General features: G+C 42.6%; 10 protein-coding genes. All 10 read left to right on the top strand.

Annotation, left to right across the window (positions count from 1 at the left end; all coding sequences use genetic code 11):
• Nucleotides 1–192: 192 nt before the first annotated feature.
• Entirely contained in the window at nt 193–3,216 is a 3,024-nt protein-coding gene (locus tag DW136_RS09345; protein WP_118289473.1) for a sugar phosphate nucleotidyltransferase, read from the top strand.
• 21 nt (nt 3,217–3,237) lie between these two features.
• A complete protein-coding gene (locus DW136_RS09350; protein WP_118289474.1) occupies nt 3,238–3,939 on the top strand; it encodes a glycosyltransferase family 2 protein in 702 nt (233 codons plus the stop codon).
• Nucleotides 3,940–3,947: 8 nt separating this feature from the next.
• Nucleotides 3,948–4,310: a DUF2304 domain-containing protein gene (locus DW136_RS09355; RefSeq protein WP_118289475.1), complete on the top strand. Its 363-nt coding sequence runs from the start codon at nt 3,948–3,950 to the stop codon at nt 4,308–4,310.
• Nucleotides 4,294–5,373, top strand: coding sequence for a glycosyltransferase family 1 protein (locus DW136_RS09360; protein WP_158571453.1), 1,080 nt, complete (start codon nt 4,294–4,296; stop codon nt 5,371–5,373). Before DW136_RS09355 ends, DW136_RS09360 begins: the two co-directional genes overlap by 17 nt.
• Before the next feature lie 15 nt (nt 5,374–5,388).
• Nucleotides 5,389–6,639, top strand: a complete 1,251-nt coding sequence (locus DW136_RS09910; protein WP_147351655.1) for a lipopolysaccharide biosynthesis protein — start codon at nt 5,389–5,391, stop codon at nt 6,637–6,639.
• Complete coding sequence (locus DW136_RS09370) at nt 6,632–7,219, top strand: DapH/DapD/GlmU-related protein (RefSeq protein WP_199579921.1); 588 nt, start codon at nt 6,632–6,634, stop codon at nt 7,217–7,219. Before DW136_RS09910 ends, DW136_RS09370 begins: the two co-directional genes overlap by 8 nt.
• Before the next feature lie 10 nt (nt 7,220–7,229).
• Entirely contained in the window at nt 7,230–8,030 is an 801-nt protein-coding gene (locus tag DW136_RS09375; protein WP_118289478.1) for a glycosyltransferase, read from the top strand.
• A gap of 27 nt (nt 8,031–8,057) precedes the next feature.
• Entirely contained in the window at nt 8,058–8,900 is an 843-nt protein-coding gene (locus tag DW136_RS09380; protein WP_199579922.1) for an NAD(P)-dependent oxidoreductase, read from the top strand.
• Nucleotides 8,901–8,989: 89 nt separating this feature from the next.
• Nucleotides 8,990–10,528 carry a DUF2142 domain-containing protein gene (locus tag DW136_RS09385; protein WP_118289480.1) on the top strand — a complete coding sequence of 513 codons (1,539 nt, stop codon included), beginning with the start codon at nt 8,990–8,992 and terminating at the stop codon, nt 10,526–10,528.
• Nucleotides 10,529–10,535: 7 nt separating this feature from the next.
• Nucleotides 10,536–11,885, top strand: a complete 1,350-nt coding sequence (locus tag DW136_RS09915; RefSeq protein WP_147351656.1) for a glycosyltransferase family 4 protein — start codon at nt 10,536–10,538, stop codon at nt 11,883–11,885.
• The last annotated feature ends 28 nt before the right edge of the window (nt 11,886–11,913 follow it).

An 11,913-nucleotide genomic window follows, 5' to 3' on the forward strand; every position in this document is an offset into this window, starting at 1 on the left:
TCCAGCTCTATGCCGGCAACGGTACCGCCGCGCAGTCCTGGAGTTTTAAATCGAAGCATTAGCTCTTGTCTAGTTGTTTTTAGATCTCTTTTAGACCCCTCAAGTCATCGTCTATTTGGTTGTAAAATAGGGCATTCTTCTAATAACTGAGGATGCCCTCATTTTGTAAATTGGTATTTCAAGGAGCTGGAATTGAATCGCACTCTTAACGATTGGTTGGTCGAGCTCGAAGGTAGTCTTGAAGACTGGGAGATTTCCGCCCTTAACGACAGGTCATATCTCGACGACTGTTTTGCATGCAATTTGTCATTCGGCACGGGCGGTATTCGCGGTTTGATGGGCGTTGGCCCTAACAGGATGAATGCGGTCACCATTGGAAGGGCGACGCAGGGGGTTGCATCTTATCTAAATCATGCTTCTAAGCCGGATCGCTCATCTGTAGCGATTGCCTATGACACGAGAATCCATAGTCACGATTTTGCGGTTAAAACGGCATGCGTTTTGGCAGGTAATAACATTGAGTGCCATTTGTTTAAGACACATCAACCAACTCCTCTGCTGAGCTATGCTGTGAGAAAGTTGGGGTGCGATGCAGGTATCTGTATTACCGCATCGCATAATCCTATGGAATACAATGGTTATAAGGTTTATGGCCACACCGGAGATCAGGCAACCGATTCTCTTGCTAAAAGTATCCAGTCTCAAATTGAGCTTGTTGACCCGTTTGATGATGTGCATGAGATTTCATTCGATACTGCTTTGAAGTCCGGGATCGTTCGCTGGATCCCAAATTCGCTAATTGAATCATACTGGGGCGATGTCTTGGACGAGATTGAGCTCCGTGACTGCTCTAATCTTAGCGTGGTCTATTCGCCTCTCGGCGGAACTGGCCTCCGTCATGCAATTAAAATGTTTGACTATCTTGGCATCGACTACCATCTTGTTGAATCGCAGCTTATAGATGACGGTACCTTCCCTGGAATTCCGAAGCCTAATCCAGAAAATGCTTCAGCCATGGAGGAAGGTATCGCGCTTGCCCAAGATTGTGGTGCAGATCTGTTTCTTGCGACGGACCCGGATGCCGATCGCCTCGGCGTCGCTGCAAGAGAAGCTGGATCTGTGAAGTTGCTTTCCGGCAATGAGCTTGGATTACTTCTGTTAGATTATTTGGCAGCTAATAATAGCCCAAATAATCCTTTAGCCGTTACATCTATTGTCTCTGATCCTCTCGCAGATTCAATTGCGCTGAACTATGGAATTGAACTCCGTAGAACTCTCACTGGTTTTAAATATGTCGGTGAGCAAATCGACTCTCTCGAGGCGAAGGGCGAAGCCAATCGGTTCATGTTTGGCTTTGAAGAGAGCTGTGGATACCTTAAGGGCTCTTATGTTCGAGATAAAGATGGCATTAATGCGGTTGCGCTGACCTGCGAAATGGCTTCTTTTTATAAGCGTAAGGGCATGACCTTGTTTGATGCTCTCGAAGATCTATATGCTCGCTTTGGATACTCGCTTAACAAGCAGATTAATTGGACGCTGGAAGGAACCAAAGGTAATAACATAATTAACTATGTGGTTAATAGTTTTAGGAATTCTGCTCTCGCCAGCATAGGTGGTTTTAAGGTGGAGCACATTAATGACTATAGCCATGGTATTTTTGGTCCATCTATTCGCAATGGGCACAGAAGTTTGAGCGATGAAACACTCCCGCCATCTAATGTAATTGAATTATGTCTAGAGGGGGAAGCAAAGGTGATACTTCGTCCTTCTGGAACTGAGCCGAAGCTCAAAGTTTATGTCTTTGCAAGGGGAGATTCGAAAAAAGATTGCCGTAATTCATTGGATGAGCTCGTAAGTAACGTATCTGCACTTGTTGAGGATAGGATTAAACAAGTGAGTGAAAAGAATATTCATGTAATTCTGCTTTCTGGCGGATCGGGGACTCGTCTCTGGCCCCTATCGAACTCTGCAAGATCGAAACAGTTTTTAAAGGTTCTGAGAGATCAGAATGGCAACCATATCTCCATGGTTCAACGCGTCTATTCGCAGATTTGCAAAGTCGATGCCACAATCGATATTACTATTGCTACAAGCTCGGTGCAGGCTGATAGTCTATCGATGCAAATTCCGAGTCAGTATTCGCTGGTTACTGAGCCTGAAAGACGAGATACCGCACCTGCCATCATGCTTGCGTGCGCAAATTTGTTGTTAGAACAAGGGGCTTCCGATGATGACCCCGTTGTCGTAATGCCAATTGACACTTTTGCCGACCAAGCTTATTACGACAAAATTCCTCAGTTAGCCAAGGCGATTACCGCCTCCAATAAAGATCTTATTTTGCTTGGAGTGGAACCAACCTATCCTTCTGAGAAATACGGTTATATCCTTCCGGCAGAATCAGAGAAAGATGGCGTGAAGGACGTTCTGTCCTTTAGGGAGAAGCCTGACGAGAAAACGGCAATGGAATATATATCCGCAAATGCGCTCTGGAATTGTGGCGTATTCGGTTTTAAGCTCAGGTTTCTTCATGAAACAATTGAAAAATATTACGTTCCTTCTAATTATGAAGACATGCTGTCCCACTATGGACTCTTTCCGAAAACCAGTTTTGACTATGAGATTGTTGAAAAGGCCAAGAGGATTGGTGTAATTTCTTATTCCGGTACTTGGAAAGACTTGGGAACATGGAATACGCTCACGGATGAAATGGACGCTGCAGTTTCGGGGGAAGCATCCGTCGACTGGAATACGTGTAACAACGTTCATGTTATCAATGAGACAAGCCTGCCGATGGTTATTGCTGGACTAAGTGATTCTGTTGTAGTTGCTACCCAGGATGGCATTCTTGTTTCGGGTAAGGAGGAGAGTGCTCATATAAAGGAGCTTGTTTCGTCGGCTGCCCGTGACTGTCCAATGGTTGAATCGTCATCGTGGGGGCGTTATAGCGTATTGGATTCCCATCAATCGGCTGGTCAATCAAAGGGTGAAATTAAAAGAATCCAGGTAAAACAATCGGAATCAATTGACTGCGCTTCTCTGACTAGCGTCTATTCGTGTTTAGTCGTGGCTGACGGAGCTGGATATTTAGAGACGGACAATCGAGAGATTGAACTGCATCCTGGCGTTTCCTTTGTTTACGACCACGATGCTAGTTATAAAATCAATGCAATTTCCGATTTGGATTTAGTTTGCGTTGAGATTAAACAGACCGTTTAAATTAGTAAAGGGCATCGATTGATGAACTCAAAAGTTCTAGTAATAATTCCTGCATACAATGAGTCGACTAATATTGTTAAGACCGTCCAATCGGTTTCTGATTGCGGTTACGACTACGTTGTCATCAATGACGGGTCAACCGATAATACCTTTGATGTTTGTTTAGAGCATCATATAAATGTTATCGATCTACCACAGAATTTAGGTATTGGTGGTGCGGTGCAGGCTGGCCATAAATACGCTCTTAAATACGGCTATGATATTGACGTTCAAGTTGATGGTGACGGCCAGCATGACCCGGCATATATCCATGACCTAATTGAAGAAATGGAAATGTCCAATAGTGACCTTGTTATAGGCTCTCGCTTCAAGGTTAAAACCGACGGCTTCCAATCGACTCTTATGAGGAGAATTGGAATAATGTGGTTTACTTTCTTTTTAAAGCTGCTTACAGGGAAAACTGTCACAGATCCTACATCAGGCTTTCGTGCTTCCGGCAAGAAGGCCATCAAGTTATTTTCTCAGCACTATCCCATTGACTATCCTGAGCCAGAGTCTATTGCGTATGCGTTGTCAAACGGGTTATCGGTAGGCGAGGTCTCTGTGATAATGAAAGAGAGACAAGGTGGTGTCTCATCCATCGGTGGCTTCTCGAGCGTTTACTACATGATAAAAGTTACCCTATCGGTGGCTATTTCTTGGTTTTCATCTCATTCAAAGTAGGATTTCTTATGACGACAAGATTGTTAGCAATTATCACCGTTCTCGTACTTGCTTTCTACGTGCTCATGTTGATTCGTAAAGAGAAGCTTGAGTTGAAGTATGCGTTGCTATGGTTTGTCCTTTCTATTATTTTGATTCTGTTTGCTTGCTTTCCCTCAGTGCTAACGTTTCTTTCTTTTGGTCTTGGCTTCGAGCTCACTTCTAATTTTCTATTTTTTATTGCTATCTTTTTTCTGCTATTACAGGCTCTCTCTCTGAGCTCCACAGTTAGCAAACAACAACAGGCGATCAAGAATCTATCTCAAGCTCTTGCCTTGCTTAAGCATCAGCTTGATAACGGAAATGGTGGATGTAATGATGACGAGCTATAAGATTCCTCTGTATCTAGATAATTTAGTCTTTAGTTTACAGAAGACCGGCGGAGGGTCCATTTATTGGGAAAGCATCGTCAAGGCTGCGCTTCTAGATACATCGTTCGATGTCACCATCTTTGAACGTAAAGACTCTCGACAAAATGAAGTTAGAAATAAAATGTCGCTTGAGGGCGCGAAGCGAATTATTCAAAGCGAATCGCCTCTTCGCGTTGATGAGTTTAAAAAACTAGATATTCCCGAAGATGGCTTGTTGCACTCATCGTATTTTCGTGTTCCAAAATCGTCAAACATTAAAAACGTTTGTACGGTTCATGATTTTATTTGCATGAATCAGTATCAAGGTCTTCTTAAAGCCGTTTCTTTTTACCAGATAAAGAAGGCAGCGTTAAAAGCTAGCGGTATTATTTGCATCTCGGAGAGCACACGTCGAGATTTGCTCAACTATGTACCCGAAGCGAATTCGAAGCAGATCGAGATCATTCATCAGGGATATGATGATTCTTCCTATAACTATGACCCTAATCTGAAAAGAGAAAATGCCGTTTGTTTTATCGGCAATCGTAAATCTGCATATAAGAATTTCGAGTTAGCCGTTAAGGCTGTCGCAAGGGTTCCGCAAGTAGAGTTGCGAATTATTGGTGCTTCGCTAAGTGATGACGAGCGCAATTTGCTTGATGAGATGATACCAGGTAGATTTACAAACTACGTTTATCCTTCAGCCGCTGAGGTTTCAAATATCTTTAATCGTTCAATTGCCCTTCTATATTTGTCAGAGTATGAGGGGTTTGGAATTCCAGTTCTTGAGTCCATGGCTTCAGGGCTGCCTGTAATTGGGCTGAATATCAGCTCAATTCCTGAAGTTGCGGGTGATGCAGCCTTACTGCTTAAGGAATCGAACGTTGATGACGTCGTTGACTCGATAAACTCGCTCTTAAGCGAATCTTGTCTGTTCGAGCAGAAAGTTAGTCAAGGATTGAAGCGGGTCTTAGATTTCTCTTGGAGCAAAACCGCCGCAAAGACTCTTGATTATTACAAATATATCTATGGTTCGAATTATTAATAGTGGGAATTATTGGTGTTTAGAACAAACTTGACCTTATCAACAAAACAAAATATGCTCTGGAATTCAATAGGCTGTCTAATTTATCAAGCCTGTATGTGGGCTATGACGATTGCGGTCGTTATCTTTTCAAATGATTACGAGAATTCCGGTCGACTTGCATTTGCTATGGCTCTTGGAAATATTTATTATCCCCTTGCTACGTATAACATGAGGACTATTCAAGTTTCTGACTTAACAAACGAGTATTCTTCTGGTCAATATATCGCCTTTAGGTTTTTCACAGTATTTGCTGGTGTGATTCCTGTTTTGATATATCTCTTTTTAACATCGCCGATAACTTCTTTTTCCACCTGTTTGGCATGGTTGTTGTTTAAAGCGGATGAAGCCTTCTGCTCTGTATTTTACGCAATAGAACAGCGCGCATTGAGAATGGACTACATAGGGATTTCACAAGGGGTTCGTGGTGTGATCTGCATTGGCCTCTTTATTGTGTTGTTGTCCTTTGGGCTTACGCTGCCCCTTGCCTTAATTGGAATCTCTATTTGTTGTATTTTAATTACTTGGCTATTTGACTTTAGGGCTGCCAGTCAGTTCGAATCAGTTATTCCAACAATTAACTTATCGACAATTGGTGAACTTGCTGTAAAGTTCTTTCCGGCGGTTGTGACGCTAGTCTGCTACGGATCAGTTGTTTCAATTATCAGGCAAAAATTTGGAATTGCCTATGGCGATGCTGAGCTTGGAAAATATGCCGCAATTGCAACTCCAACAGTTTTGGTTCAGGTTGCTGCATCATACCTATATAATCCCCTTCTCGTAAATGCTGCAAAATGTTGGTCCGAGCGTGACTATCGTAAGTTTCAGCAGTTTGTAATTAGAACTCTACTCGCAATTTGCTTCATCGGCGCTGTCGCCATTTTGATGAGTGAATTAATCGGTAAGTCAGTTTTACTGCTTGTGTATGGTTCCTCAATTGAGTCCAGCGTTTACCTGCTTTCCCCGGCGTTATTCGCAACCGTAGTTACAACTTTATTTGCCTTTTCTTTTGATATATTGACTGTCATGCGTCATTTAAACATTGCCCTCATTGCTAATGTTTGCTCATTGTTGGTCGCCTTCGTAGGCTGTGGGATTCTGTTTGTGATATATGGCGCCAACGGTATCAATATTGCAGTTGTCGTTTCTTTTGGGATTGGCTTATTAATCTGTCTTATTGATTTATTCGTTACATTCCATAAAGTTAAAAGGACTCATGATGAATAGCATCTTTAACGATCTCAAACATTATTCGCTTTCCGATATCTGCAGAATGGCGTGGTCTTTTTTTCTTACCCTTGTTTGCTATCCGGGTGCTAAGCTTGTTCGTCGCCCTATTTTTATTAGGGGAAAGTCTTCATTTCACTTTGGCAAGGGATTATCTACTGGGAGAAACTGCCGAATAGAAGTATTTGAACAAGGCCTTATTACTATGGGCGATAATTGTCAAATTGGTGATAATGTGCACCTTGTATCTTCCGACTGTGTTGAAATTGGCAATGACTGCCTATTTGCTTCAAAAGTCTTTGTTAGCGACACAAGCCATGGAGCATATGGAACGGATACGCCTTTATCCGTTCCAGCGGAAAGGAAGCTCATTGCTGAGGGCGTTCGTATTGGTGATCGCGTATGGCTAGGTGAGAATGTTTGCGTTCTTCCGGGAGTTTCTATTGGAGATGGAACAATTGTTGGCGCTGGAGGGGTTGTGACGCGATCTTTGCCCGATAATGTTATTGCGGTTGGTGCTCCGGCCCAACCTATTAAACGATATGATTTTGAGTCCCAGTCTTGGATTCCAATAAATTAGATGGTGATTTATGTTTACCGCTTCAGACCATAGTTTCGTTGTTTGCGCTTATAAGGAGAATCCTTATATTTCGGGAACGATTCAATCTCTGCTAAACCAAACAGTACGAGGAAACATTTTTCTGTCCACCTCTACGCCGAGTAAATACCTTGAAGATGTTTGCTCGGAGTTTGGAATAGAGATGGTCGTCAATCCTCATCCGCATCTTGCGGGTGATGATTGGAATTATGGTTACAACTCGGCTGGTACTAAGCTCGTCACCATGGCTCATCAAGACGATTATTATGATCCGTCATTTTTGGAACGCACTATTGCCGCTTTGAATAAATACGATGAGTCCGAATCGCTCCTGTCTTTCACGGATTATTTTGAACTCCGTAATGACCAAAGGGTGTATGACAACTCTCTTCTTAAAATTAAGAGGATCATGAATTCGCCTCTGTCATCTGCCTTTCTTAATAACTCGGTGTTCTTGAAAAAAAGAATCCTTTCATTTGGCGATTCAATTTGCTGCCCTGCAGTAACTCTGGTTAAGAAAAATGTTGGGCCAAGCCCTTTCGATACCACGTTTAAAAATTCATGTGATTATAAAACATGGGTTGATTTAGCTATGGTCAAAGGACGATTCGTCTATATTCCCGAACCGCTCGTCGGACATCGCATTTATGCTGAATCGGCAACTTCCCTAAATTTGGGTGAGGACATTCGTAAGGGCGAAGATTTCGAAATACTGTCTAGCCTTTGGCCGAAGCCTATTGCAAAAGCCGTGAATCGTGTTTATGCACTCAGCGAGAATAGTAATAATCTGTAATTGCAGACTTAAGAAAGGGTTATAGTCGTGAAAACGGTTCTTGTTACAGGCGCTAACGGGTATATCGGCAAACATGTTGTTGCTGCTCTCAATAACATGAATGTTCATGTTATTGCGGCTGATGTTAATCCATATGTCGGCGATGATGCTGATGAGACTATCTCCGCTAATATTTTGGATCCGGAGTTTTCTCCGTCGAATTATCTGTCCTGTGTTCCTGATGTTTGTTTACACCTTGCGTGGAGAAATGGGTTTAACCATAATTCGGAAACTCACATTGCCGATCTGTCCGGTCACTATGGTTTCCTTTTAAAGATGGCTGACTATGGAGTAAAGCACCTTGCCGTAATGGGTTCCATGCATGAGGTTGGCTATTGGGAGGGGGCTATTTGTGATGATACGCCCTGCAACCCACAGTCATTGTATGGGATTGCAAAAGACTGCTTAAGGCGGACCATGTTTCAGGAGGCTTCCCTAAAGGGTTTCAACCTTCAGTGGCTCAGAGGTTATTATATTTTCGGCGATGATGAGGGTTCTCAGTCTGTATTCGGAAAGCTGTTGAGAGCTGCTCGTTCCGGTGAAACTACATTCCCCTTTACGACTGGTAAAAACAAATTCGATTTTTCCAGCGTTAAGGATTTGGCCTATATGATCTCGTGTGCAGTCCTGCAAGATGAGATTAACGGTATCATCAATTGCTGCTCTGGTAACCCAGTTTCCCTTGCTGCTCAAATGGAACAGTTTATTAAGGATAATGAGCTGAATATTTCGCTTGAGTACGGCGCTTTTCCCGATCGGCCATATGATTCCCCTGGAGTGTGGGGAAACGCTGATAAGATAAAGGCAATTATGGCATCCAGGAATTGCTAGATCATACGTTTGTTTTCTTCGATTGGCCTTGAGATTATCTAGGCCAATCTTTGTTTAATGCTGAGTTATGGACCCAATTGGATATCGATATGATTAAATCACTTAATGGGAAGCTGTTTCCCTGCTTTCTTATTACGCTGTTTCTGTTCTATTCCCTTTTTTGGTATCTGAATAATCCGCGAACGCTTGTCGCGCTTGTAGTGTTTGTCTCGCTTGCGATTGTTGTTGTTCTGGGTTTCTGCTACCTACGGGACAGGGATGCTCTAGGAAATGAATGGATATTTCTAGCAGTACTTGTCCTTTTTTCTCTCATCTTCTGCTTTATGTTCCCGCCTTTTTCCGTACCAGATGAGGGTCATCACTATTTTTCAACTTATTGGTTGGTTGACAGCTTGCCATTTAACTCAAGAGTAGCAGCTGATGGATCGTTTTTAGTGAGAGAAACTGATCTGAATTTATATTCGAAACTATCGAGTAGTTTAATCAGCTCTTCTTCTTTTGATTCTATCTTTAACCATTTTTCGTGGTTTGAGTCCAGCAAATATGTCTCATTTTCAGATTTAGCTTTCTCCATCGGAACTGAAAATGTTCCGGCAAAAATCGGCTCCGTTATCGGACTTCAAATTGGCCTACTTTTGGGGCTCGGAGCTTATCCGGTTTTCTATTTAGGTAGAATAGGCTCAATCGCCGTTTTTTGTTTCTGCGCATTTCATGCTTATAAGATTGCGCCAAAAGGCAAATCGGTAATCGTTTTCGTCTCTTTACTGCCGATGACACTTCACCTTGCTGCTTCTTATTCATATGATTCAGGAATCATTGCTCTTTCGCTGCTCGTATTTGCTTTTTTGATGCGTGGTTTCTTTGGAGAAGATCACTCAATTGGCATTAGGCAAATTATCACGTATTTTATTGTCTCTGCACTGCTGGCTCCGTGTAAAGTCATTTACTGTGGTTTGATTGTCTTGGCCGTTTTTATTCCATTAGATAAGTTTGAAGACGTTAACAAAGGACGGCTTAGCAAATATCTCCTGATATTCGTAATTGCAGCCTCCGTGCTAGTTCTGCGTCTTGCCTCTGTGAGTGGGCTTGTCTCTCAGTCAACTTCCTCTAGTCGTGGAGGTGAAGCTGGGCAATTTTATTCTTTGAACGATATCCTGCTTCACCCAAGAAATAGCTTTATGGTCTTTTGCCGCACTTTAGATTCGCTTGGTGATTTCTATTGGGAAACGACTTTGGGTTATTCCCTGGGGTGGTTCCAAGAGAACCTTCGTATGCCTACTTTTTATATGATTCCATATCTTGTCTGTGGTTTTATCTGTTGCATTGATTCTCAAGACGAGGATGCCTTTCTCAATCAGCCCCTTCCAGCTATGTTTATAGGTGCTTTTGCTGTCGCTGCGCTTGGCTCCATTGCTTCTATGTGGCTAGGGTGGACTTTCAATAATGAGAGTGTCATTCAGGGTGTTCAGGGGCGCTATTTTTTGCCTGTGCTACCTGCTTTGCTATTTGGATTGAGAAGTCGCGCAATTAAATATAGGGGGATTTCAGCTACTTTAGTTTTGCTCGGTATTTGCTCAATGAATTGTATTTATCTAATTCGCTTTATTAGTGTTGCTACCTGCATGTAGGTTGATTATGAATAGAGTTGCGTGGGTTATCTCACCTCCAGAAAAAGGCTCGGGCGGTTTTAGGACAATTTGTACTAAAGCTTGCTATTTGGATCAGCATGGTTTTGAATGTCATTTCTTCATTCTTCCTGGTTCTGAGGCATATAAGAGCTCGGGAACTGTTGCTGAACAGATTTATCTCTGGTTTGGTTACAAACCCAAATCGGTTCGAGTTGAGCATACAATACCTTGCAACTTTGACATCGCTATTGCGACCGCTTGGCCAACTGCCGAATTCGTTGCTTTTCAATCAACTCCACTCAAATTGTATTTCATTCAAGATTATGAACCTTGGTTTTATCCGATGGGGGAGTGTTATTTAAGGGCTGAAAATACCTATCGTTTAGATTTGAAGCCTATCACAATCGGACGTTGGCTTTCCTCCAAGGTCTCGCAGTATTATCCGTTGCCGGTTCCATTTTGCGATTTTGGCGTTGATTTGGAGCTATACGCTGCAAATAAGAATTATAGAGAGCCCTTCTCCGTCTGCGCCATTTATCAACCCGGCAAAGATCGGCGTCTTTCTGGCATGCTCATCAAGGCTATTGAGCTTGTATGCACTTATGATTCTCGTGTTTCATTTTATCTATACGGTAGCAATCAGAAGGTCTCTACCGATTCGGACCGGATTCATCAGTTGGGGGTTCTGACAACATCGGAATGCGCTGATTTGTATTCACGGTGCTCTGTCGGTATTTCCCTCAGCGCTAGCAATCCATCTCGTTTACCTTTCGAGATGCTTGCTTCTGGACTTAATGTCGTTGAAGTTTTTGGAGAGAACACTGCTTACGATTTTAAGTCTAATGCTATACGCTTTTCTGAAACGAGCCCTGAGGGCATCGCCTCCGCCCTATTAAGCTCGTTAAATGAGACACAGGTTGATTGCGGCGAATTGGCCTCAATTGAGGTAGAAAATCAAATGTTTCTTGATGCTGTTTTTAATTATCAGAACAATACAGTTAAACCTAAGGGCGACACTTTGGCTGATGTAAGGACGCTTCCTGTTTCTATAAATGACGAGCTAGCTCAACTATCGCGTGACGTCGCTTTGATTAACTATAAGATTAGCGCTGATGCCCAAACTCCTGTTTGCGCAAATCATGCCTCCATTACGCTTTTCATGAATAAAGACTTTGATTCTCATACACTAATACGAGCGGCTTATTGGCTCAGGTCGGATCAATCGGATTTGAAATGGATTGACTTTAACCGCAATCGCGATCAGTTGGAAATGGCCATATCATTGCCTTCTCAAATCAGCAGTGAGTCCATTCTGTATATCCATCTTTATTCGTCTGATGTCATAGGTGACGCATAATTTCTTTCGCAAATTGACAACCGCATAG

The sequence above is a fragment of the Collinsella sp. AM12-1 genome (assembly GCF_003472325.1).
In the GTDB taxonomy this organism is placed as follows: Bacteria; Actinomycetota; Coriobacteriia; order Coriobacteriales; family Coriobacteriaceae; genus Collinsella.

Bases quoted from the DNA above. Each gene is read 5' to 3' on its own strand.
- DW136_RS09355 (WP_118289475.1), top strand. From the start codon at position 3,948: ATGACGACAAGATTGTTAGCAATTATCACCGTTCTCGTACTTGCTTTC.
- DW136_RS09350 (WP_118289474.1), top strand. From the start codon at position 3,238: ATGAACTCAAAAGTTCTAGTAATAATTCCTGCATACAATGAGTCGACT.
- DW136_RS09375 (WP_118289478.1), top strand. From the start codon at position 7,230: ATGTTTACCGCTTCAGACCATAGTTTCGTTGTTTGCGCTTATAAGGAG.
- DW136_RS09385 (WP_118289480.1), top strand. From the start codon at position 8,990: ATGATTAAATCACTTAATGGGAAGCTGTTTCCCTGCTTTCTTATTACG.
- DW136_RS09370 (WP_199579921.1), top strand. From the start codon at position 6,632: ATGAATAGCATCTTTAACGATCTCAAACATTATTCGCTTTCCGATATC.
- DW136_RS09360 (WP_158571453.1), top strand. From the start codon at position 4,294: ATGATGACGAGCTATAAGATTCCTCTGTATCTAGATAATTTAGTCTTT.
- DW136_RS09915 (WP_147351656.1), top strand. From the start codon at position 10,536: ATGAATAGAGTTGCGTGGGTTATCTCACCTCCAGAAAAAGGCTCGGGC.